This is a genomic window from Actinomyces sp. AC-20-1, from assembly GCF_023369555.1.
Lineage (GTDB): Bacteria > Actinomycetota > Actinomycetes > Actinomycetales > Actinomycetaceae > Actinomyces.
The window spans coordinates 119,691-143,020 of sequence record NZ_JACJVC010000001.1 but is presented as its reverse complement, the minus strand read 5'-3'; the positions used below and the strand labels follow the sequence as shown (position 1 = coordinate 143,020).

The 23,330-nt window shown below is 73.6% G+C and carries 18 protein-coding genes; 9 read left to right on the top strand and 9 right to left on the bottom strand.

Annotated elements, in window-relative coordinates:
* Positions 1-7: 7 nt before the first annotated feature.
* Entirely contained in the window at positions 8-907 is a 900-nt protein-coding gene (locus tag H6X67_RS00630) for a carbohydrate ABC transporter permease (RefSeq protein WP_249368854.1), read from the top strand.
* Positions 908-925: 18 nt separating this feature from the next.
* On the top strand, positions 926-2,437 hold the full coding sequence (locus H6X67_RS00625) for a sulfatase-like hydrolase/transferase (RefSeq protein ID WP_283251261.1): 1,512 nt from the start codon (positions 926-928) through the stop codon (positions 2,435-2,437).
* A 42-nt stretch (positions 2,438-2,479) separates the two neighbouring features.
* On the opposite strand, the gene rsmD is transcribed toward H6X67_RS00625, so the two are convergent.
* Positions 2,480-3,052 carry a 16S rRNA (guanine(966)-N(2))-methyltransferase RsmD gene (rsmD, locus tag H6X67_RS00620; RefSeq protein WP_249375432.1) on the bottom strand — a complete coding sequence of 191 codons (573 nt, stop codon included), beginning with the start codon at positions 3,050-3,052 and terminating at the stop codon, positions 2,480-2,482.
* A 321-nt stretch (positions 3,053-3,373) separates the two neighbouring features.
* Here rsmD and coaD point away from each other — a divergent pair, with 321 nt between their 5' ends.
* From coaD to mutM, 5 genes are all read left to right on the top strand, one after another.
* Entirely contained in the window at positions 3,374-3,928 is a 555-nt protein-coding gene (gene coaD, locus H6X67_RS00615; RefSeq protein ID WP_249368851.1) for a pantetheine-phosphate adenylyltransferase, read from the top strand.
* A gap of 65 nt (positions 3,929-3,993) precedes the next feature.
* On the top strand, positions 3,994-4,581 hold the full coding sequence (locus H6X67_RS00610; protein ID WP_249368850.1) for an ATPase: 588 nt from the start codon (positions 3,994-3,996) through the stop codon (positions 4,579-4,581).
* A gap of 37 nt (positions 4,582-4,618) precedes the next feature.
* A complete protein-coding gene (locus H6X67_RS00605; protein ID WP_249368849.1) occupies positions 4,619-5,203 on the top strand; it encodes a YceD family protein in 585 nt (194 codons plus the stop codon).
* Positions 5,203-5,988 (top strand): ribonuclease III, encoded by a 786-nt coding sequence (gene rnc / locus H6X67_RS00600; RefSeq protein ID WP_249368848.1) that lies wholly within the window; start codon positions 5,203-5,205, stop codon positions 5,986-5,988. Before H6X67_RS00605 ends, rnc begins: the two co-directional genes overlap by 1 nt.
* A gap of 3 nt (positions 5,989-5,991) precedes the next feature.
* The gene (gene mutM, locus H6X67_RS00595; protein ID WP_249368847.1) at positions 5,992-7,086 is read left to right on the top strand and encodes a bifunctional DNA-formamidopyrimidine glycosylase/DNA-(apurinic or apyrimidinic site) lyase; all 1,095 of its coding nucleotides are present in this window, start codon (positions 5,992-5,994) and stop codon (positions 7,084-7,086) included.
* Positions 7,087-7,233: 147 nt separating this feature from the next.
* Here mutM and H6X67_RS00590 read toward each other — a convergent pair whose 3' ends face one another.
* From H6X67_RS00590 to H6X67_RS00580, 3 genes are read right to left on the bottom strand one after another with little or no spacing between them, the layout of a single operon-like run.
* On the bottom strand, positions 7,234-8,403 hold the full coding sequence (locus H6X67_RS00590; RefSeq protein ID WP_249368846.1) for an MSCRAMM family protein: 1,170 nt from the start codon (positions 8,401-8,403) through the stop codon (positions 7,234-7,236).
* A complete protein-coding gene (locus tag H6X67_RS00585) occupies positions 8,346-9,548 on the bottom strand; it encodes a CshA/CshB family fibrillar adhesin-related protein (RefSeq protein WP_349305296.1) in 1,203 nt (400 codons plus the stop codon). The genes H6X67_RS00590 and H6X67_RS00585 overlap by 58 nt, the downstream gene beginning before the upstream one ends.
* Positions 9,478-9,861 (bottom strand): hypothetical protein, encoded by a 384-nt coding sequence (locus H6X67_RS00580; protein ID WP_249376969.1) that lies wholly within the window; start codon positions 9,859-9,861, stop codon positions 9,478-9,480. Before H6X67_RS00580 ends, H6X67_RS00585 begins: the two co-directional genes overlap by 71 nt.
* A 261-nt stretch (positions 9,862-10,122) precedes the next feature.
* On the opposite strand from H6X67_RS00580, the gene H6X67_RS00575 reads away from it, so the two are divergent.
* Entirely contained in the window at positions 10,123-10,776 is a 654-nt protein-coding gene (locus tag H6X67_RS00575) for a response regulator (protein ID WP_249369760.1), read from the top strand.
* A 51-nt stretch (positions 10,777-10,827) separates the two neighbouring features.
* Here H6X67_RS00575 and H6X67_RS00570 read toward each other — a convergent pair whose 3' ends face one another.
* From H6X67_RS00570 to H6X67_RS00550, 5 genes are all read right to left on the bottom strand, one after another.
* Positions 10,828-12,876 carry a GAF domain-containing sensor histidine kinase gene (locus H6X67_RS00570; protein WP_249369758.1) on the bottom strand — a complete coding sequence of 683 codons (2,049 nt, stop codon included), beginning with the start codon at positions 12,874-12,876 and terminating at the stop codon, positions 10,828-10,830.
* On the bottom strand, positions 12,873-14,750 hold the full coding sequence (gene cydC, locus H6X67_RS00565) for a thiol reductant ABC exporter subunit CydC (RefSeq protein WP_249369757.1): 1,878 nt from the start codon (positions 14,748-14,750) through the stop codon (positions 12,873-12,875). Before cydC ends, H6X67_RS00570 begins: the two co-directional genes overlap by 4 nt.
* A complete protein-coding gene (gene cydD / locus H6X67_RS00560) occupies positions 14,747-16,483 on the bottom strand; it encodes a thiol reductant ABC exporter subunit CydD (RefSeq protein ID WP_249375522.1) in 1,737 nt (578 codons plus the stop codon). The genes cydC and cydD overlap by 4 nt, the downstream gene beginning before the upstream one ends.
* Before the next feature lie 228 nt (positions 16,484-16,711).
* Positions 16,712-17,842 (bottom strand): cytochrome d ubiquinol oxidase subunit II, encoded by a 1,131-nt coding sequence (gene cydB / locus H6X67_RS00555; protein WP_249368244.1) that lies wholly within the window; start codon positions 17,840-17,842, stop codon positions 16,712-16,714.
* Positions 17,843-17,866: 24 nt separating this feature from the next.
* Complete coding sequence (locus H6X67_RS00550) at positions 17,867-19,363, bottom strand: cytochrome ubiquinol oxidase subunit I (RefSeq protein ID WP_249368242.1); 1,497 nt, start codon at positions 19,361-19,363, stop codon at positions 17,867-17,869.
* A gap of 567 nt (positions 19,364-19,930) precedes the next feature.
* On the opposite strand from H6X67_RS00550, the gene H6X67_RS00545 reads away from it, so the two are divergent.
* Positions 19,931-23,191: an Rne/Rng family ribonuclease gene (locus H6X67_RS00545; protein WP_249368240.1), complete on the top strand. Its 3,261-nt coding sequence runs from the start codon at positions 19,931-19,933 to the stop codon at positions 23,189-23,191.
* Positions 23,192-23,330: the final 139 nt, after the last annotated feature.

Sequence of the window (23,330 nt, the reverse complement as noted above, 5' to 3'; positions counted from 1 at the left end):
GAAGACAATGAGCGCATCCTCCCTCCCTGTGCCCACCACCAGGCGGCGTAGCCGATGTCGCACCACACGCAGCCTCCTGCTGCACCTGGCCGCGCTGGTCGTCACCGCCCTGTACCTCATCCCGTTGCTCAACCTGCTCCTGGTGGCGCTGACTCCCACGGGTGAGCCTGCCACAGGGACGGTGCCCAGCCGCTTCGCCTGGGGAAATTTTGCTGAGGCGATGCAGGCATCTGACTTCGGGCTTTTCTTCGCCAACTCCGTGCTGGTGACTCTGACCTCGACGGTGAGCCAGGTGGTGCTGTCCTGCATGGCCGGCTACGCCCTGGCCAAGATGCCGGTACGTGGAAAGAGCCGCATTCTCTTCGGTCTTGTCGCGCTGCTCGTGGTGCCGCCGGAGGTCATGATGGTCCCCTTGTTCACTCTCTTCAGCCACGTTCCTCTTGCCGGAGGTAACGACTGGCTGGGCCAGGGAGGAGCGGGGCTGCTGGACACCTACCTCGTCATGATCCTTCCCCACGCCGCCTCCGCCCTGGGAATCTTCCTCATGCGGCAGTTCTATATCGATCTGCCAGATGAGCTGGGACAGTCCGCCAGGGTGGACGGGGCCAGCGAGCTGCGGATCTTCACCCAGATCTACACCCCGCTCGCGCTGCCGGCTGTCGCAGTGGTCACGGTCCTGGCCTTCCAGAGCGCCTGGAATGACTTCTTGTGGCCCTTGGTGACGGTCAAGAGCAATGACATGAGGACCCTCCAGCTGGGACTGGCGGTCTTCTACCAGGAGAACTCCACGCAGTGGAACCTCCTGATGGCCGCGGTCCTCATGATGACTATCCCGATCATCGCGATCTTCCTCTACGGCCAGCGCTTCTTCACCGACGGCGTGGCCGCCGGGGCGGTCAAGCAGTAGAAGAAGGAGGAAGGCACCATGACTTCCGCGCAGTCCCCCTCACCTGCCCCGGGCAGAGACGTGCGCCAACCCAGTTTCCTGTTCATCCTCACCGATGACCAGGGGCCGTGGGCGGTGCCCTGGAGGATGCCTGAGCTGCAGATGCCGCACCTGGCGCAGCTCGCCCAGGAAGGGGTCGTCTTCGACAGCTTCTACTGCGCCTCTCCGGTCTGCTCCCCGGCCCGCGCCTCACTCCTGACCGGCCGGATGCCCTCAGCACACGGGATCCACGACTGGCTTGTGGGCACCGAGCATCCGCAGGCCCACCCGGACACTTACCTGGACGACATCACCACCCTGCCGGCCGTTCTGTCCGGTGCCGGGTACGTGTGCGCCCTGTCAGGCAAGTGGCACGTGGGGGAGTCCCGTCAGCCAGCTGCCGGGTTCTCCTCGTGGTACGCCCACCGCTTCGGTGGAGGACCGTACTACGAGGCCCCGATCTGGCAGGAGGGGCGTCAGGCAAGCGAGAGCGAGTACTTCACGCACGCCGTCGCACAGCACGCGGTGGAGTTCCTGCGCACCTACGCGCGTGAGCGCGACGAGGGGCAGGCTGACCACCAGCCCTTCTACCTCCAGGTCTGCCCGACAGCACCCCACACACCGTGGGACAAGGACAACCACCCCCACGAGCTGCTCGAGCTGTACGAGGACTGCGACTTCCCCTCCGTACCGCGAGAGCCCGCGCACCCGTGGACCCGGGCGCGCAAGGAGGACTTCGCAGACTCTTTCGCGGACCCCGACCAGAGCCTGCGCGGCTACTGCGCCTCGCTCAGCGGGGTGGACCGGCTCGTTGGCCGGCTGCGTGAGGAGCTGGAACAACTGGGCCTGGCGGAGGAGACGATCATCCTCTACATGTCGGACAACGGCTTCGCCTGCGGGCACCATGGGATCTGGGGCAAGGGCAACGGAACCTACCCGCTCAACATGTGGGAGAGCTCGGTCGCCGTCCCCTTCGTCATGTACGTGCCCGAAGGGCTGCGCGACCGGGTGGGTCCTGCTGGGCTGCCAGGAGCCGGCAGCCACGTCACCGACAACCTCTCCGCTCTGAGCTTCTTCCCCACCGTGTGCGAGCTGGCCGGTGTCAAGGCGCCAGCGGACCCGCTGCGGGCAGGGGAGTCCTTCCTGCCCTGGCTCAGCCAGGACCAGCACGAGCGGGTCGCGCGCCAGCCCGTGGTTGTCTACGACGAGTACGGAGGGACCAGGATGATCCGCGATGGGAGGTGGAAGTACGTTATCCGCTTCGACGGTCCCGAGGAGCTCTACGACCTCCAGCAGGACCCGCAGGAGAGGCACGACCTCGCGCAGGATGATGCGTTGGCAGCCACGCGTCAGCGTCTGCGCGACCATCTCGAGGACTGGTTCTCCCGGCATGAGACGGCGTGGTCCCGCGCCTATGAGCAGCCGGTCACTGGCCAGGGCCAGATCCACCCGGTGTGGCGCAGGGAGGAGGCCGAGCGCTACGTGCCTTTCGCCCGGGAGGAGCGGGCCTGAGCGGGCCCGCTCAGCGGGTACGGGCGAGCCCTGCAGGGGGCGCTACCCGTCGGCCCTGGCCGGCTCGGCGAACCAGACGGTCGTCTCCCCGTAGCGCCTCTCGCTGAAACGGCGCAGCCCCGCCGGCCACGACGGCTCCGGTGAGCGGGTCGAGCGCTCGAGGACGACGACGGCGCCCGGCGCCAGCCACGGGTCCTGCTCGCGGCCCAGGGGCTCGAGCATGGCGAGGACCCCGGCCTCGTCGACGTCGTAGGGAGGGTCGATGAGCACGAGGTCCACCGGAGTCCCCGCCGTACCCGCCAGGAAGGTCGCGGCCCTGGCCGTCACCGCCCGCACGCCCGGCAGCCCGAGGGAGCGGATGTTGCGCTCGCACACCTGGGTGGCGGCCCTGGAGGAGTCGACGAGGATGACGTCGGCGGCCCCGCGGCTGGCTGCCTCCAGGCCCAGGGCGCCCGAGCCGGCGCACAGGTCCAGGACCCGGGCGCCGCGCAGGATGTCGTAGTGCTCCAGGCGCCCGAATAGCGCCTCGCGCACCCGCTCGGAGGTGGGGCGGGTGCCGGAGCGGGGCACGTCGATCCTGCGTCCGCCGGCGGTGCCGGCCACGATCCGCGTCATGGGGCGGAGCCTAGCCGCCCTGTCCGTCCTGGTCCGTCTCCCGACGGACAACCCGCCGCGGCGCGGACCACCCCCTGCTGGACGGACCACCTGCCGTCCCAAGGACAACCTGTCGCCGGCAGGACAACCTGCAGGCGTCATCCACGTGGTCCACCGGCGCGCACGTTGTCCACCGGGCGCACAGGACCGGACTGTGACAGCCCCGGGCCCTCCCCGGGCCTGACCACCCCGTGGCCCGTGCGGGAACCGTGTGACCCGCACCGTGGAGCCCGCGCGGCGCGCCCCGGCGCCACCGGGGCCCAGGGCCGATACCGTCGCAGGGTGAGCGCCGCACCCCTCCCGACCGTCCCGCCGCCCGCCGCCACCGGCGCGCGCACGCTCGCGGTCTACCCCGGCAGCTTCGACCCGATCACCCTCGGGCACGTGGACGTCGTCACACGCGCCCTGACGCTCTTCGACCGCGTCGCCGTCGTCATCGCCCACAACGCCGCGAAGTCCGGCCGCCACCTGCTCAGCGTTGAGGAGCGCGTCGCGCTCGCCCGCCGCAGCCTGGCCCACCTCGAGGGCGCCGAGGTTGACGTCGTCGACGGCCTCGTCGCGCGCTACTGCCGCAGCCGCGGCGCCACCGCCATCGTCAAGGGCCTGCGCTCGGGCACCGACCTGGACGCCGAGGCCCCTATGGCCCTGCTCAACCGGGAGCTCGGGGGGCCCGAGACCGTGTTCCTGGCCGCCGGCCCGGCGCACGCGCATGTCTCCTCCTCCCACGTCAAGGACATCGCCTCCCACGGCGGCGACGTCACCGCCCACGTGCCGGCCTGCGTCGCCCGGGCACTGAGCCGCGCCCTGGGCCAGGACCCGCCCCGGGCGCCCCACTGAGCCGGGACGGACCCAGGACACCCCGACCACCGCGGACCGCACGACCACACGGAAGGACGACCCTCGTGACCACGACCGGACACGACGCTGGAGACGACCTCCTGCGCATCCTCGACGAGCTCGACACCCTCATCGCCGGCGCCCGCTCCATGCCGATGAGCGCCTCCGCCATCGTCAACCGCGAGGAGGCGCTTGACCTCATCGACCGCGCCCGCTCCGCCGTGCCCAGCGCCGTGCGCCGGGCCGAGGAGATCGTCGCCGACGCCGGCGCCGTCCTCGACCGGGGGCGCGAGGAGTCCGAGCGGATCGTCATGCGCGCCCAGGAGGAGGCCGAGCGCCTGGTCGCCGGCGAGACGGTCGTGCGGCTGGCCAACGACCGGGCCGACACCATCATCGCCGCCGCCGAGGAGCGCGCCACCGCCCTGCGCCACGGCGCCGACGACTACTCCGACCGCTGCCTGGCCGGGCTCGAGATCGAGCTGGGCAGGATCGCGGACCAGGTCCGGGCCGGACGCGAGGTCCTGGCCGGACGGCTGACCCAGGCCGACGCCGCCCAGCGCTGGGCGCAGTCGGTCGAGCCGGGGGCGGAGGGGATCGGGCGCAGGCGCGCCGGCTGGTCCGTCGACCCCGCCGCCGCGGCGCCCCAGCACTGACCGGTAACCTCGGCGACCCGGACCGACAGGAGGACTCGTGAGCACGCTCGTCATCGACATCGTCGACCTGCCCCGGCAGGTCGGCTCCACCAAGGCCGTCCACCTCGACCTGGCGGCCCCCGAGGGCCTGGGCACCGGGGTCATCGGCGCCGCGCCCGGCACGCCCCTCGTCGTCGACGCCACCCTCACGAGTGTCGACGACGGCGTCCTCGTGCGCGGCGGGGCGGATGCCCACGTCCACGCCGAGTGCGTGCGCTGCCTGCGCGACATCGACGAGGAGCACCGGGTCTCCTTCGACGAGCTCTACTACCTGCCCGAGGCCGCCGCCGCCCAGCGGGCCGAGGGGGACGAGGAGGCCGACGACGTCTTCCTCCTGGGGGACACGATCCTCGACCTCGAGCCGGCCCTGCGCGACGCCCTCGTTCTCGACCTGCCCCTCAGGCCCCTGTGCCGTGAGGACTGCGGCGGGCTGTGCCCGCACTGCGGGGAGAGGCTGGACGACCTGCCCGCCGACCACCACCACGAGGTCCTCGACCCGCGCTGGTCCGCCCTGGCCGGGCTCCTGGACGACACCGCCTCCGGCGACGTGCCCGACGCCGCCGGCGGCGAGGAGCTGGCCTGATGGCCCGCGGCTCCCAGAAGCGGCAGGCCCCACCCGCCCGCACCGACGTCGAGACCCTCGTCTACCGGTGGGGGCCCGGCATCGAGCCCGCGCTGCTCGAGCTGGCCCTCACGCACCGCTCCTGGGCGCACGAGAACGGCGGTCTGCCCACCAACGAGCGCCTGGAGTTCCTCGGCGACGCGGTCCTGCAGATCATCGTCACCGAGCGCCTCTACCACGACCACCCCGAGGTGCCGGAGGGCCAGCTCGCCAAGATGCGCGCCGCCACCGTCTCCGAGCCCGCCCTGGCCGCCGTCGCCCGGGACCTGGGCCTGGGGGAGTTCATCCGGCTCGGCAAGGGCGAGGCCCTGTCCGGTGGCCGGGACAAGGACTCGATCCTGGCCGACACCGTCGAGGCCCTCATCGGCGCCACCTACCTCACCCAGGGCCTGGAGCCCACCCGTGAGGTCGTCACCCGGCTCGTCGCCCGCCTGCTCGAGGCCGCGCCCTCGCGCGGCGCCGGCCTGGACTGGAAGACGAGCCTGCAGGAGCTGGCCGCCGTCCACCGCCTGGGCGCCCCCTCTTACGAGGTCACGAGCGAGGGGCCCGAGCACGCGCTCGTCTTCAGCGCCTCCGCCGTCGTTGCCGGCGAGGTGCGCGGCACGGGCAGCGGCCCCTCGAAGAAGGTCGCCGAGCACGCGGCCGCCGAGGGCGCCTACGCCACCATCCTCGCCTCCCACGGCGACGGGGGTCTGACGATCCCCGGGGTCACCGAGGCCCTGCGCGCCGACCTGGGGCTCGGCTGAGCCGTGCCCGAGCTCCCCGAGGTCGAGTCCGTGCGCGCCGGCCTGGCGCGCCACGTCGTCGGCCGCACCGTCACCGCCGTCGAGGTCCTCGACCCGCGGCCCCTGCGGCGCCAGGAGGGAGGTGCCGAGGCCTTCGTCCAGGGCCTGACAGGGCGGGTGCTCACCGCCGCGGTGAGGCGGGGCAAGCTCATGTGGCTGCCGCTCGACGACGGCACCGCCCTGAGCTCCCACCTGGGGATGAGCGGTCAGCTCCTCGTGCGCGGCACCACCCCGGTCGGTGGTCCACAGCCCGGCGATGACCCCTCGCGCTACCTCGCCGCCCCCGGTGAGGCTCCCGCTGACCTCACGGCGACGCGCGCCCCCAGCCTCGTGCGCGACCTGTCCGTGCGGCCGCGTCACCTGCGTGTGCGCCTGCACCTGTCCGCCCGCGAGGGCGGCCCCGGACCCCGGGCGGCCGGCGCGGGCCCGGCGCCCGAGGCCGTCAGTGCCGGCGGGGCCGTTGGAATGGGTGGTGCGGCCCTGGACCTGGTCGACCAGCGCATGCTCGGCGGCCTGCACCTGGTGAGGCTCGTCCCCACCGCGGACGGTGGTCCCGGCGGCCTGGGGTCGGCACAGGCGCTCCTGCCCGAGGACGCCACCCACATCGCGCGCGACCTGCTCGACCCCCACCTGGACCGGGCGGCGGTGGTGGAGCGGGTGCGGGCCTCCTCGCGGGCCGTCAAGACCCTTCTCATGGACCAGTCGGTCGTCTCCGGGGTGGGCAACATCTACGCGGACGAGGGCCTGTGGGCCGCGCGCGTGCACGGCCTGCGCCGGGGCAGCGCGCTGGGGCCGCGGGTCCTCGCCCGTCTCCTGGAGGCCACCGCTGAGGTCATGCGGCGGGCCCTGGCGGCCGGGGGCACGAGCTTCGACGCCCTCTACGTCGACGCCGAGGGTGCCGCGGGGTTCTTTGCGCGCAGCCTGGCCGCTTACGGCCGCCAGGGCCGGCCCTGCCGGCGCTGCGAGACGCCCCTGCGCACCGAGGTCGTCGGCGGACGCAGCCACACGAGCTGCCCGCGCTGCCAGACGCGCCCGCGCACCCGGCGCCGGCCGGCCTGAGCGGCGCGCCGGACCATCCGGCCGGCCGGGCCGGTCAGACCGGCAGCCCCGCCGGGCCGGAAGGACCGCCGGACCGGCCGGGCGGGCAGACCCACCGGCCCGGTCAGACCGGCGGGATCAGCGGACCGGCCAAATCCGCCATGCCTGTCAAGCCTGTGAGGCCCGGCGCCGCCGGGTGACCAGGCCCGCCGCGAGGAGCGCCAGCAGTGCCGCCACGCCTGCGGCCATGAGGAAGGTGTCAGTGCCCATCCCGCCTGTCAGCGGCAGCCCGGGAACGGGGGCCTTGTCGTTGGTGATCTCGCCGACCGACACACTCACCGTCTCCGGCGAGCCGGTGGAGACCTTCGTCGTCGTGCCCTGCGGTCCCGTCACCGTGACGACGGCCCGGGTGGCGTCGTCTGGGTCGGCTGCGATGGTGATTGTCCGTGTGGCGGTGTCGTCGCGGACGAACCCGGCCGGCGCCCTCGTCTCCGTCAGCGTGTAGGTGCCGTAGGTGAGCCCGGTGAGGGTGAAGGAGCCCGCGGCGGCGTCGGTGTCGGACAGGCCCGTGCACGTGCCCGTGCAGTCGGTGATGGTGCCGAGGTCGATGGCGCTGGCGTCGATGCCCGTGCCCGTCAGGGACCACTCCGAGCCGGACAGGGCGGCGGTGCCGTCGGTCTTGCGCCAGGACAGGCTCACCGGGACCGGCCTGTTCTCCTGCTGCCCGGCGCTCGCCGTGAGGTCGGTGCTGGCCCCCGTGACGGTGACGGTGGTGGAGGACGTGAGCCGCTGGTAGCCGGCCGGGGCCCTGGTCTCCTCCAGGGTGTAGGTGCCCCAGGGCAGACCGGTGACGGACAAGGCGCCGTCCGCGGGGTCCTGGTCACCGGTGCCGTTGTCCACGACCGTCACCGGGGCGCCGGCGGGGTCGGTGGGGGTCAGCGTCCACTCAGAGCCCGCCAGCTGTCTGCCGCTCGGGTCGGTCTTCGTCCAGGTGAGGGTGGCCGGCTGGGCGGTGTTGGCGATCGTGCAGACCACGCGGTCCTGGTTCCTCACGGTCACCGTGCCCGCGCCGGTGCCGGCCGTGGAGGAGACCGTGGTGCTGTAGGCGGAGCCTCCCGGCACGGTGCCCTCCGCCTGCTGGCAGGTCCACGCCGAGGCGGTGTAGCCCGGGGCCCGGTCCTCGGCGCTGGCCTCGCTCAGCGCGACCTCGCCGGCCGTGACGACCGTCTCGGGGGCCTGTCCCGCGCCGGACAGGAGAGAGTCTGCTCCCCGGGCCCCGCTCAGGGTCCAGGCCCCGGGTTCCAGGCCGGTCGTGCCCGGCGCAAGGGTGTTGCCCACCGTCTTGACCAGGGTGAGGGTGGGGACGTAGACGTTGACCGGTAGTCCTCGACCTCGCCCGAGGTCGTCACGCCCGTGGGGGGCAGCTGATCGGCGTCCGTGGCGGCGACGATGCGCACGCGCGTGTAGGTCGCAGCCGACTCATCCGCCACGGAGCGCTGGACGTCGTCCGGGACCGTCCATGTGAGGGTGGCGCTGCCGCCGGTGCAGGCGGCGTCCTCGGACTGCTCTCCCTTGCCGAAGGTGCCGTCGCGGTTCCAGTCGATCCAGGCACGCACGGGCGCGCTGTCGCTGCTCGCGCAGGTGACCCGCGTCGTGTAGGTGGCCCCCGGCTGGGTCCTGATGTCCGTGACGCTCCAGCCGTCCTCGTCGTCGGTGCCGTGGGTGTCGTCGTGGTCGGCGCCGTCGGTGTGGACCTGTGCGCTCTCGGCGTCGATGGTCGTGCCGAGGTGGGGCAGGGCAGTGCCGGCCGTGGCGAGGTCCTGGGAGGCGGCGAAAAGGTTGACCGGGGTGCTGGACAGGGGGACCGAGGCCCCGCTCCACGTGGGCTGGAAGGAGGCGCCCGCCACGCCGTAGCCGGCTGGCGCGTCGCCGAAGTCCATGTAGGACACGACGCCGAGCGCCACGGCGCTGCGCCCGTTGCCCGCGACCTTGACGTTGAGGGAGGTCGCGCCCTTCATGAACATGACGGTGGCCGGGCCGGCCCATGTCGAGCCCGAGCTCGCGCACTGTTGGGTGTTGGAGTGGATCTTCAACCCATCATGACTGACCTCGTTGGCGGTCCAGGACCCCATCTTCGCGACCGCCGTGGTGCTGCAGCCCGGGGAGCGGAACCGCTCGAGCAGCTGGTACTGCTGCACGGGGCTCTCGACGACGATGTACTCGCGGTTGCGGGTGGTCCAGCTCGAGGACTCGGCGTCGGCGACGACCATGCCCTCCATCGGCAGCTTCCGGTAGTTGCTGCTGTCACCCATGAGGGAGGGCAGGTCCGCTTTTGTCAGCGAGTCGTTGCCGGTCCTGAACAGGTAGGTCTCGCAGCTGACGCTGAAGGTGACGATCCCCGGTGTGCCAGGGTCATCGGTGGTGCCCCAGCTGGCTTCCCAGCTGTACCCCGAGCGGCCTCTTCCCTCGCGCTGGTTGGCCAGGCCGATGGTGTTGCCGCCGCGGGGAGGACCACATGGTCGAGGTGGTCGACCCGTCGGCCGGGATGCACCTGCCCTCATGCGGCGCCTGCCCGACCGTGTAGGTGCAGTCGCGCGTGTTGCTCGCACCGTCCCAGTCGAGCCAGTCGATCATGCCCGAGTAGCCACTGGCGCTCGTCGACGGGTTGGAGTACACGGCGCTGGCCGGGGCGCCGACGGCGAGCACGCCCAGCGCGCTGAGGCAGGCGCAGGCGAGCAGGGCGACGGCGCTGCGCAGGGGGCGGGAGCGGGGCGGTACTGGTGTCGCAGCAGGCACGGAGGGGGCCTCCTCACGGGGACGGGGGAGGGGCGGGACGCCGGCAACCGGTGTCCTGACACATGGGGTTGTCAGTCTAGATGAGACAGCACTCGTCCCCGTCCGGGACGGGTGTGACACCGGTTGCGGCGGGACCTGGGCGACAGGGGGGGCGGGTACCGGCGCTCCCGCCGCTCCCGGGCGGCCCCTGGGCCTGCGAGCAAGTCCCCGGCTGGTGCGGGCCGTGAGACGTTGGTCCCCGGCGCTGGTAGTCTCGTCGCCATGCCGAGCACCTCCACCACCGAGCAGGTCCGCGTCATGATCGTGGACGACCACGAGATCGTCCGTCGCGGTATCGCCGAGATCATCGACCGCGCCGACGGCCTCGACGTCGTCGCCGAGGCCGGCTCGCGGGCGGAGGCCGTGCGCCGCGCCGAGCTCATGCGCCCCGACGTCGTCCTCGTCGACCTCCAGCTGCCCGACGGCACCGGCATCGAGCTCATGCACGACCTCGCCGAGGCAGCGCCCGAGGCCCTGCCCATCGTCCTGACCTCCTTCGACGACGACGAGGCCCTGGCCGAGGCCCTCGAGGCCGGTGCGCGCGCCTACCTCCTCAAGACCGTCCACGGCGCCGAGATCTCCGACGTCGTGCGCGCCGTCGCCTCCGGGCGCGTCCTGCTCGACGAGCGGACGGTCACGCGCCGTCGTGCCGACCATGACGACCCGACCGCCGAGCTGACCAACGCCGAGCGCAAGGTCCTCGACCTCATCGGCGACGGCCTGTCGAACCGCGAGATCGGTGAGCGCCTGGGCGTCGCCGAGAAGACCGTGAAGAACCACATCACCTCGCTGCTGGCGAAGATGGGCCTGCAGCGCCGCACCCAGGTGGCCGCCTGGGTCGCCGGCCAGCGCGCCTCCGGCTGGCGCAACAACTGACCCCAGCCGCCCCCCCCGGGCCGGCTCCGGGCGGGGCTGACCCAGGACCTCTCAGCGAGGGTCGGCCTGCACCTGCCACGGCACCGGCGCGAGCGGGCGCGGCGCCAGCGGCTCGGGCCGGTCGGGACGGTCTAGCGGCACCCGCCAGGTGAAGCACGTCCCGCGCCGCTCACCGTCGGACCTCGCCCGCGGGCCGATGACGAAGGAGCCCCCGTGACGCCGGGCCCTCTCCGCCATGTTCGCCGTGCCGGAGCGGCGCGTCACCCGCGGGTCCACGCCCACGCCGTCGTCACGGCAGACGATCTCCACCACCGGCTCACCCGTGTAGGGGGCCCAGTCGCCCGAGGCCTGGTCATGGCGGGCCGCCAGGGACGAGGCCGTCGGCAGCGCCCCCCACAGCTTGACGTCCACGGTCACCGAGGAGGCGTGCGCGTGCCGCGCCACGTTGCTCAGGCCCTCACGCACCACGGCCACCATGTCGTCCGCGATCGCCGGGTCCACCGCCGCGTCCACCGCCGCGATGAGCTCGTCCTCCTCCTCGCGCCCCGCCTGGGCCAGCCCGCGCCCGTCCACGCTCAGCAGCAGGGAGGGCGCGTAGCCCAGCGAGGTGCGCGCCAGGGAGGCCTCGCGCCGCAGCCGCTCGACGACGCTGGCGTCCTCGTCACGGTCACGCAGGGAGCGCACGATCGAGCGGATCTGGCTCACGGAGTCGTCCACGGCGGCCAGGGAGGCGTCCAGGGCCTCGCACACCGCCTCGGCGTCGACACCTCCCGCCGCCATCCCCTCACGGAGGCGGTCACGCGCCGCGGTGATGCGCATCCCGGTGGCGAAGAGCTGCTGGATGGCGAGGTCGTGCAGGTCCCGGCCGATCCGGGCGCGCTCGTCCAGCAGCGTCGCCATCTCCTCCGCGTGCTGGGCGTCCGCCAGCTCGAAGGCCATCGTCGCCTGCCCCGCGACCAGCTCGGCGATCTCCAGGTCCTGCTCCGTGAAGGGGGGCGCCCCCTGCTCGCGCAGCAGGAGCATGACCCCCACGCCCCGGCCCCGGTGGATCATCGGCGCGTACAGGGCCGGCCCGAAGCGGGCCAGCGCCGGCACGCGCAGCTCCTGGGCCCGCCAGGCCTCGGCCAGGGAGTCCACGAGGACCCCCTCCTGACGCACGAGCGTCTGGCGGGCGCGCCCCTCGGGTGGGAAGAAGGTCCCGATGAGCTCGGGGCCGTGGTTGCCGTCGGCGATCTCGCACACCCACGTGTCCCCGACGCTTGGCAGCACCAGGGCGGAGGTGTCCGCGTGCGCGACCTGCCGGATGCGCTGGGCGATGAGGGTGAAGGCGTCGTCCTGCTCAGCGCCGGACAGGAGCATCGTCGTCAGCTCCTGGGACACGGCCATCCACTTCTCACGGCTGCGCGCCTCGCGGTACAGGCGCGCGTTCTCGACGGCGACGCCCGCGGCCTCCGCCAGCGTGAGGACGGCGGTGACCTCCGCCTCGCCGAAGCCCCCGGGGCGGTCGCACAGGTACAGGCGCCCGTAGACCTGGTCGTGGGCGCGCAGCGGTGCGGACAGGACCGAGCCGGGGGCCTCGCCCTCGATGGCCCCCGTGAAGGCGCTGGTGCCGGCGAGGTCGTTGACGACGACGACCTCGTCCTGCCTCGCAGGCACGGTGAGCAGCGACTCCAGGTGCTCGGGCGTGGCCGTGGCCGGGCCCACGGTGACGGGCTCGGTGCGGCGCCCGGTGGAGCGCGAGCGGCCCCGCACGGCGATCGTGCCCCAGGCCGCGCCGGTGACGGAGCAGGCGGACTCGACCAGGCGGCGCAGCGCGTCGGGGACCTGCAGCGAGCTCGTCAGGCGCAGCGCGGCACGCAGCAGCTCGACGGCGGAGTCCTCCAGGACGGGTGCGCCGGCGCAGCCCGCACGCGTCGAGCCGAGCCGGTCGGTGTGGACCGCGTAGGCGACGGCCCCCACCCCGGCCGGGTCGTCGGGGCTGACGCCGGAGGGCACCTCGAGGCCGAGGAGGTCCTCGTCGTCGGGGCCGCCGGGGAAGGGGACGGGCGGTGCCGGGGGCCGCGGCGGCAGGCCGGCGCCCGCCGTGCTGGGGACGGTCATGAGCGCGCCTCCCGGGTGCTGTGCGCGGTGGGGGAGGTGTCGGGGCCCTCGGCCAGGTCCTCCTGCGCGAGGGCCCAGGCGTAGGCCGTGCTGCGCTCGCGCAGCTGCTCGTGCGTGCCCCGGTCGGTGACGGTGGCCGGTGCGTGGGGTGACCGCCCGTCGGGGCGCGCGAGGACGATGACCTCGTCGGCCCCGGCCAGGGCGCTCAGGCGGTGCGTGACGACGAGGACGCCGCGCGAGCCCCCGGTGGCGGCCAGCGGCGAGTCCTCGTGACCCGCGGCGAGCAGGCCGGAGACGAGGCGGTCGGCGGCGGCCGGGTCGAGGTGCTCAGCGGGCTCGTCGAGCATCATGAGCCTGGCCGGCGAGCACAGGGCACGAGCCAGCAGGAGGCGGCGCCGTTCACCTCCGGACACGCCCTGGCCGCCCTCGCCGAGCATGGTGCCCAGGCCCTGCGGCAGCGCCCGGTACCAGTCCTCCAGGCCGGCGGCGGCCAGGCGCTCCTCGGCGGTGGGGGCGTCGAGCCGCCCCCAGGCCACGCGCAGGTTCTCCAGGACGCTGGTGGAGAAGACGTGGGCGTCCTCGGTGGTGACGCTCAGGCGCTCGTGCACCTGCTCGCGCGGGGCGGACCACACGGGCACGCCGTCGAGCTCGACGGTGCCGGCCCTGGGCTCGAGCAGCCCGGCGAGCGTGTACAGCAGGGTGGTCTTGCCGATGCCGGAGGGGCCGGCGACCGCGAGGCTGCGCCCCGGGCGCAGCTCGAGGTCGATGCCCTGGGCGACGACCGGGCCGCCGGGCCAGCCCACCGCCAGGCCGCGGGCGCGCAGCACCGGGCCCTCGGCGCCCTCCCGGGGCGCGGGCAGCGGCGTCGCCGGGGGCAGGGCCTCGCGGGAGGCCTCGGCCGCCTCAACGAGCTCGATGACCCGCACGGCGGCGCCGGCTGAGGTGACGAGCTGGACGCTGGCGGGCCCCAGGGCCGCGGTGGCTTCGAAGGCGGACAGGGGCAGCAGCGTGATGACGGCGAGCCACACGGGCGACAGCGCCCCACTGTCCACGGCGGGCAGGCCCACGAGGATGCTGCCGATGACGGACAGGCCCATGGCCAGGGCGTCCACGGCGGCCGCCGCCGCTGCGGGACGGGCGGCACGGTCGCGGGCCGCCGCCATGCGGGCCTCGGTGCTCTCCAGGGCGTCCATGACGGGCCCCATGCGGCCCAGGACGCTGAGCTCGGCACCGTCCTCGAGGACGGTGAGACTGGTGGCGGCCAGGTCGGTGGCCTCCTCCTGGCGGGCGAGCTCAGCGGCACGGGCCGCGCGCACGGTCATGAGCGGCCCGCCCAGGCCGGCGAGCAGGAGGCAGGCCGCCAGGACCAGGCCGGCGGGCCAGTGGATGAGGCCGACGGCCAGGCTCGTGAGCAGCCCGACGGCGGCGGCCACGGCGGCGGGCAGGTAAGCGCGCACGACGAGGTCGCCCACGCGGTCGACGTCGGCCCCCACCCGGGCGAGCACGTCACCGCGGCGCAGGGCGGCGACGGTGTCGGTGCGCGAGGAGGCCAGGACCTCGTAGACACGGGTGCGCAGGGCGTTCATGCCGCGCAGGGCCGTGTCGTGCGAGACGAGCCGCTCGCAGTAGCGCAGCAGGGAGCGCGAGACGCCGAAGAGGCGCACGAGGACGGGGGCGACGCCCAGGGCGACGACCTCGTCGGTGAGGGAGGCACGCGCGATGAGCCAGGCGGCGACGCCGGACAGGGCGACGGCGGAGGCCAGGCCGAGCGCGCCGGTGAGGACGGACAGGGCGAAGCGCCCGCGGTCCAGGCCGAGCATCCGCGTGGCCCGGCCGAGGGCGTGGCGCTCGGCGGGGGTCAGGACGAGGCTCATCGCAGGGCCTCCTTCCCGCCCTCTGCGGGCACGGGTGCGGGGTGCCCGTCCGGCCCGGCCTCCTCGAGCGGGGCGCTGGAGACGGCGACGACGTCGTCGGCGACGGCCAGCAGGGCGCTGCGGTGGGCGATGACGACGACGGTGCGGCCCGCGGACCTCAGCGCCTCGACGGCGTCGACGACGTGCGCCTCGCTGGCGGCGTCGAGGTGGGCGGTGGGCTCGTCGAGCACGACGAGCGGGGTGCGCGCGAGCAGGGCCCGGGTGAGCGCCAGGCGCTGGCGCTGGCCGACGGACAGACCGACCCCGCCCTGCCCGACACGCTGGTGCCAGCCGTCGTCGAGGGCGGAGACCACCTCGTCCAGGCCGCAGGCGCGGGCGGCGGCCAGCAGGGCCGGGTCCTCGTGCGCGCCGGGGCGCTGGGCGGCCTCGAGGCCCAGGACGTTGTCGAGGACCGTGCCGGGCACGATGGCGGGGCGCTGGGGCACCCAGGTGACCTGCTGCCACCAGGAGGCGGGGGAGATGCCGGACAGGTCCGTGCGGGTGCCGTCGGCGGCGAGGACGCGCACGTGCCCGCGGTCGGGCTCGAGCAGGTGCAGCAGGACCTGGGAGGTGGTCGTCTTGCCCGCGCCGGAGGGGCCGGCCAGGGCGGTGAGGCGGCCGGGGCGGACCGTCGCGCTGAGGCCGGCGGGGGCCCAGGAGCCGCGGGCGCGCACGCTCAGGTCCTCGATCTCGAGGGTGGCCGTCGACAGGTCGGGGGCGGGGCGGGAGCCGCGTTGCGGCAGGGGCGTCTCGAGGACCGTGAAGACGGCGTCGGTGGCGGCGGCGCCGTTGGCGGAGGCGTGGAACTGGAAGCCGACCTGGCGCAGGGGCTGGTAGACCTCGGGGGCGATCATGATGACGAGAAGGCCGGTGGCGAGGTCGAGGTGGCCGAACAGGAGCCGGAAGCCGACCTCGACGGCGATGATGGCCACGGACAGGGTGGTGAGGAACTCCAGGACGGCGCCCGACAGGAAGGCGACGCGCAGGGTCGTCATGGTGGTGCGGTTGTAGGCGCGCCCGAGCTCCTTGACGCGCCGGCCGGGGCCGACCTCGCGCCCGAGGGCCTTGAGGGTGGGCAGCCCGGCGATGAGGTCGAGCACCTGGGAGCCCAGCCGCTCCATGGCCTCGAGCCGGTCCTTGGCGTGGCGCTCGGTGAGTCTGCCGATGAGGATCATGAAGACCGGGATGAGCGGCATCGTGAGGACGACGACGACGGTCGAGGCGAGGTCCTGCAGGAGCATGACGAGCCCGAGCAGCGGGGTGGCGGTGGCGGCGAGCAGCAGCTGGGGCAGGTAGCGCGTGAGGTAGGGCTCGAGGTCGTCCAGGCCGCGGGTGAGCAGGGTGGCGGTCTCGCTGGCGTGCTCGGCCTGCCAGCGGGGACCGAGCGCGGCGGCGTGAGCGAGGACCTGGCGGCGCAGCTCGATGGTGGTGCCGACGGCGGCCCGGTGGGCGCGGGCCTCCTGCAGGTGCAGGACGGCGGAGCGGGCCAGGACGACCACGGCGAGGGCGCCGACGAGCGGCAGGACCTGGGCGGCGCCGGCCTGGCCGGTGATGACGGGGGAGATGATGCGGGAGATGAGCCACGCCTGGCTGATGACGAGCAGGGAGAGGACCAGTCCGCTCAGGGCGGTGGACACGATGTATCGCCGGGCGGTGCGCGCGTGGCGCATGAGGCGGGGGTCCAGGGGCTTCACCCGCTCAGGATAGTGGGATGGGACGCTGGTCCCAGGACCTGCCCGCCGTGTGCGCGGCGGGCAGGCCGTCGCGCCTGGCCGCGGGCACGGGCGCGGGGTCCCGCCGGCCGCCCGGACGCCGGGACCCGCCGGCTGCGCGTGCAGCCGGCGGGTCCTGTCCTGGGCCGGGTCTCCCCGGCCTCGCGCCTGTGCGGGCCCGCGTGAGGCTCACGCAGGCCCACGGCCCGGTCAGTAGCCGATGGCGGCCTCGGGCTGGCGGGAGTCGCGCACCTTGGTGGGGTGCAGGCCGCCCTCGTCGGGGTTGATCTCCTCGGCGTTGACCTGCCGGGAGAAGACCTTGTAGCCCCAGATCGTGTAGAAGAGCACGACCGGCACGAAGACGACGGCGGTGACGGTCATGATGAGGAGCGTCGTGTCGGCGCTGGCGGCCTGGGAGATCGTCAGAGAGTAGGCGTCGTCGATGGACGAGCGCATGACGTTGGGCGCCATGGCCGCGAAGATGAAGACGACCGCGAAGGCGATGCCCACGAAGTGCAGGGCGAAGGCCCAGCCCTGGCGGCCCTGCCAGCCCATCCACAGCGAGGCGACGAGGCCTGCGGCGGCGAGCACGAGCGGCAGCCAGGCCAGAGCGTTGAGGGAGTAGACGAGCTGTGCCCACAGGGCCCACACGGCGCACACGACGGTGGAGGCGATGCCGGAGCGGCGGGCGAGGGCCTCGGCGCGGCTGGAGAGCTCGCCGGCGGTCTTGAGGGCGATGAACAGGGCCCCGTGGGTGAGGAACAGCAGGCAGGTGACGACCCCGCCCAGGAGGGTGAAGGGCGTGAGCAGGCTGAGGAAGCCGCCGGTGATCTGGTGGGAGGCCCCGCGGATGAGGTCGCCGCCGACCTCGGAGGCGGGCACGACGGCGCCGGTGGCGGTCTCGACGACCTCGATCTGCATGCCTTGGACCATGTTGGTGAAGGCGGCGCCCCACAGGATGGCGGGTAGCCAGGCGGAGATGGTGTGGGCCCAGTCCCAGCCGTCGCGCCAGCGCTGGGAGTTGATCTTGGGACGCCACTCGAGGGCGCACACGCGCACGATGAGGCACAGGAGGATGAGGAAGAGGACGAGGTAGGCGCCGGAGAAGAGGGTGCCGTACCACTCGGGGAAGGCGGCGAAGGTGGCGCCGCCGGCGGTCAGCAGCCAGACCTCGTTGCCGTCCCAGTGGGGGCCGATGGTCTTGAGCATGGCGCGGCGCTCGCGCTCGTCGCGGCCGAGGATCCTGAGCAGCATGCCGACGCCGAAGTCGAATCCCTCGAGGGTGAGGTAGCCGACCCAGAGGACCGCGATGAGGACGAACCAGAGGATGGAGAGCGTCATGGGTGTGTTCTTTCTTCTCTCGGCTCAGTACTCGAAGGACAGGGCGGGGGCGGGGGAGCCCGCGGCGCCGGCCGTCTCGACGGCCTTGACGGACTGCTCGGTCTGGGTGTGCACGCCCTCGCGGACGTAGCGGCGCAGGAGCACGAACCAGACGACGCCGAGGGCGGCGTACAGCAGCGTGAAGATGACCATCGAGGCCAGGACGGTGCCGGCGGAGACGGCGGTGGAGACTCCGCTGAGGGTGAGCATGTAGACCTCGCTCATGGGGTCGCCGAGGTTGGGGACGACGACCCAGGGCTGGCGGCCGATCTCGGTGAAGATCCAGCCGAAGGTGCAGGCGAGGAAGGGCAGGCCGATGGACCACAGGGCGGCGGTGCCCAGCCGCGTGTCGGTGATGAGGTGGTCCTTGCGGGTGAGCCACAGGGCCAGGGCGCCGATGGCGATGGACAGGCTGCCGAGGCCGATCATGAGGCGGAAGGACCAGAAGGTGGTCATGACGTCGGGGGTGTAGTCCACGCCCTCGCCGTAGAGCTCCTCGTACATCTCCTGGGCGTCGTTGAGGCCCATGACCTCGGCCTTCGGGTTGTTGGTGGCCAGGAAGGAGTAGACGTAGGGCACCGAGATGAAGCGGACGGTGGAGTCCTCGTCGTTGCCGATGGCGATGAGCGTGAAGGGGGCGCCCTCCTCGCTGTTGTACAGGCCCTCGGCGGCGGCCATCTTGGCGGGCTGCTCCTCGGCGACGACCTGCCCCATGGCGTGGCCGGTGCCGGCGGCAAGCAGGCCGGCGATGACCATGGTGACGGCCCCGAAGCGGGTCATGCGGCGCCAGGTCTGGCGGGCCTCGAAGTCCTGGTTCGCGCGGGCGGCCTTGACCATCCACCAGACGGACACGCCGACGACGAGGGCGCCGGCGGTCAGCAGCGAGGAGGCGATCGTGTGGGCGAAGGTGTGCAGGAAGATGCTGTTGGTGAGGACGGCGAGGAAGCCGCCGACGCCGTCGAGCTCGGCGCGGCCGGTCTCGGGGTTGAGGACGGCGCCGACGGGGTGCTGCATCCAGGAGTTGGCCGCGAGGATGAAGGCGGCAGAGAGGTTGGTGCCCAGGGCGACCATCCAGATGCACAGGTTGTGCAGGCGGCCGGAGAGGCGGTCCCAACCGAAGATCCACAGGCCGAGGAAGGTGGACTCCATGAAGAAGGCGAGCAGAGCCTCGAAGGCGAGGGGGGCGCCGAAGATGTTGCCGACGAAGCGGGAGTACTCGGACCAGTTCATACCGAACTGGAACTCCTGGACGATGCCGGTGGCGACGCCGAGGGCGAAGTTGATGAGCAGGATCTTGCCGAAGAACTTCGTGGCGACGCGCCACTGCTCGTTGCCCGTGCGCAGGTAGAGGGTCTCCATGAGCGCGACGAGCGGTGACAGGCCGATTGTCAGGGGGACGAGGATGAAGTGGTAGACGGTCGTGATGCCGAACTGCCATCGAGCGAGCTCAAGGGCGTCCAACGCCATCGGTGCGGTCACCATCGGCGCCACCTTTCGGGGTAGGTGATAAGACAGATAAGTAAATCCGTGACGTGGGTCACGAGGGATAACTCGAGTGTATGCCGTCACTGACGGCCTGTCGTAAAGAACAGAGGTGTCGACGGGGCGATTTGAGTGAGGTGCGGCCCAGGGGGGCGACGACGTGACACACCGGGCCCGGGCGTCATGAACAGCCTCCTTCCAGGCGGGCGGGTACCTGCGCGGGGTGCCCCGACGGCGGCCTCCGGGCTGGGCGCGTCGGACCGCGACCGTGCTCACGGGTGGCGACCTGCTCCGTGACGGCGCCGCGTGTGTGATACTCGGACCGGCCCCGGGTGCTGCGTACCGGCTCCCGGTGTCCGGACCTCAGGGTCCACCCCGTCCGGGAACCTTGCGCCGCCATGAGCGCTGCTGCGGTCCCGTCTCGTGCGGGTGGCCCCGGCCCGGCGCCGCCAGGCGCACACACAGGCTTTTCCTGCTCCCGCACCGGGAGCACGAGCGCACCGCGCGCCCGAGGGTACGGCGGGAGCAGCGGTGCCCCGGAGAGTGCGACGCACCATGACGTCACCCATGACACCCGACCAGTCCCTCGAACCCGCTGAGGGCGAGGTGAGCGGTCCCGCGCCCGAGCAGGCTGCCCCCGCCGAGCAGGCCCCTGCCGCTGAGACCACTGAGGCGGCGCCCAAGACGCGTCGCCGTCGCGCGACGTCCAGGACCACCGCCCCCGCCAAGGCCCCCGCACCGGCGGCCGACGGCGAGGCGCCCGGCGCCGCCACGCCGGACAGCGTCGGGGACGGCCCCGCGGTCGAGGAGGCTGACGCCGAGGACGCCCCGGCCACGAGCGCCCCCGCGAGGCCGGCCCGTCGCACGAGCACCCGCTCCCGGCGCGCCTCGACCGCCAAGGGGACCAAGGCCGCCAAGAGCGCCAAGGCGGCGCCCACTGAGACCACTGAGACCGCTGGGACCGCTGACGCCCCCGGGAGCGGGGCGCCCGCTGAGGCCACTGACTCCACAGGTGCCACCGGCCTCGCTGAGAGCGCGCAGCCCGCGGCGCCCGCCGCGCGCGCCCCTCGCCGTCGTCGGGTCACCGCCGCCCAGGCGGCCCCCGAGGCGACCCCGACCGCGGACGACGAGTCCTCCGGCGAGCCCGAGGTCCTGGCGACGCCCACCGACATCACCGCCGAGGCCTCCGTCTCCAGCGCCGTCGCCGCCGAGGTCGCCAGCGGCGAGGACGCCGGCACCACTGACAGTGCTGACAGCTCCGACAGTGCCGGCAGTGCTGACGCCGCCGGGAGCGCCGGGAGCGCTGCGAGCCCCCGCAGCGCCGCCGAGGCCGACGCCGACGCCGAGGAGACCGACGAGGCCCCGCGCCTGCCCGCCGCCTCCCTCCTGTTCCAGGCGCCCGACCCCTCGCGCGCCCGCCGTCGTCGCAAAGTGACGGCCGTCCAGGCTGCCCCGCAGAGCGCCCCCGAGGTCGAGAGCGCGGCCCCGGCGGCCCCCGCCGAGCAGGCTGACGAGCAGCCCCGGGACGAGGAGCGGCCCGCCGCGACCGCATCCTCGCGCGGACGCCGTCGTCGCAAGGTCACCGCCGCCCAGGCCACCCCCGAGACCGCCCCCGCCCCGCAGCAGCCGGCCGCGGCCGGCGAGACCGCGGACCCCGACGGGCCGGGGACCTCCGGGACCGAGGAGACGCCTGCCGCCGAGGAGGTCCGCCCCCGCCGCTCGCGCCGCGCCCGCGGACGCCGCACGCGCTCCCAGGACGGCGAGGCCGACGAGACCCCTGAGACCACCGACTCCGCTGAGAGCGCTGAGGGCGCCGGCACCGCCGGTGAGGCCCCGGACGAGGCCGAGGAGATGCCCGACGACACCGCGGACGACTCCGAGGGCCCAGAGGGCCCCGAGGGCACTGACACCGCCGAGGGCGGGCGCCGCAAGCGCCGCCGCGGCGGTCGTGGACGCCGCTCCCGCTCGCGCTCCGACGAGGCCACCGAGCCCGCAGAGGCCACCGATCCCGCTGACGAGGCCCCCGCCGGGCCCGGTGCCGACGACGAGGCCGACGGTGACGAGGAGGACGAGGCCGGCTCCGGCTCGCGCCGTCGTCGCCGTCGCCGCTCCCGCTCCACCCGCGCCGAGGGCGGCCGTGAGGGCCGCGACGTGCGCGACGAGGTCACGGCCCTCAAGGGCTCCACCCGCCTGGAGGCCAAGCGCCAGCGCCGCCGTGAGGGGCGCGCCGCCGGACGCCGTCGTCCCATCGTCACCGAGGCGGAGTTCCTGGCCCGCCGCGAGAGCGTCGACCGGCAGATGATCATCCGCGAGCAGGACGGCCTCAACCAGATCGCCGTCCTCGAGGACGGGCTCCTCGTCGAGCACTACGTCGCCCGCCACACCCAGACCTCGATGGTCGGCAACGTCTACGTCGGCCGCGTCCAGAACGTCCTGCCCTCGATGGAGGCCGCCTTCGTCGACCTCGGCAAGGGCCGCAACGCCGTCCTGTACGCCGGCGAGGTCAACTGGGACGCGGCGGGCATGGAGGGCAAGCCGCGCCGCATCGAGGACGCCCTCAAGAGCGGCGACACCGTCCTCGTGCAGGTCACCAAGGACCCCATCGGCCACAAGGGCGCGCGCCTGACCAGCCAGGTCACCCTCGCCGGCCGCTACCTCGTCCTCGTGCCCGGCGGCACGATGACCGGCATCTCCCGCAAGCTGCCGGACACCGAGCGCGCCCGCCTGAAGAAGATCCTCAAGAGGATCGTGCCCGACGCCGCCGGCGTCATCGTGCGCACCGCCGCCGAGGGTGCCAGCGAGGAGCAGCTGACCGCCGACGTCGAGCGCCTGCTCAAGCAGTGGGAGGCCATCGACAAGAAGGCCACGCGGGTGCTCGCCGGCTCCGGCAAGGCGCCCGTCCTGCTCAAGGGCGAGCCCGAGCTCGCCGTGCGCGTCGTGCGCGACGTGTTCAACGAGGACTTCCGCTCGCTCATCGTCCAGGGGCCCGACGCCTGGACCACCATCAGCGAGTACGTCACCGAGCTCAGCCCGGACCTGGCCGACCGCCTGCAGCACTGGGTGAGCCCGGAGGACGTCTTCAGCGCCCACCGCATCGACGAGCAGCTGGCCAAGGGCTTCGACCGCAAGGTCTGGCTGCCCAGCGGCGGCACGCTCATCATCGACCGCACCGAGGCCATGACGGTCATCGACGTCAACACCGGCCGCTTCACCGGCGCCGGCGGCACGCTCGAGGAGACCGTCACCCGCAACAACATCGAGGCGGCCGAGGAGATCGTCCGCCAGCTGCGCCTGCGCGACATCGGCGGCATGGTCGTCATCGACTTCGTCGACATGGTCCTGGAGTCCAACCGCGACCTCGTGCTGCGCCGCCTGGTCGAGTGCCTGGGCCGCGACCGCACCCGCCACCAGGTCACGGAGGTCACGAGCCTCGGCCTGGTGCAGATGACCCGCAAGCGTGTCGGCCAGGGGCTCGTCGAGGCCTTCTCCACGCCCTGCGAGTGCTGTGGCGGGCGCGGCTTCATCGTCCACTCCGAGCCGGTGGAGAACCAGCAGGCGGACCTCAGCACCTCCGCCTCGCGCTCGTCGGGCCGCGGCCGCGGCCGCAAGGGCTCGTCCGAGGCCGCCTCTCAGGAGACGCCCCGCAAGGGCTCCTCGCGCCGCCGCGGCAAGGAGGACGCCGACGACGTCATCGACGACCAGACCCGCGCCGCCGTGCGCGGGGCCCTGGCCCAGATCGCCGCCGCCGCCGAGCACGCCCACAAGGAGGCGGACCCGGCCCCCGAGGAGGGCGCCGCCGAGGCGGGCGCCGGCCAGGACGAGGACTGAGGGGCGCGGCCCCTGCGGCACCCGTCTCCGTGCGGAAGACCACAGGGGCCGCGGGCCCGACGGAGTTGGACCGGCCTGCCCGATCGCATACAGTGGTCCGCCGGTGCACTTCGCACCTTGCCAAGGAGACAGCCCTTCC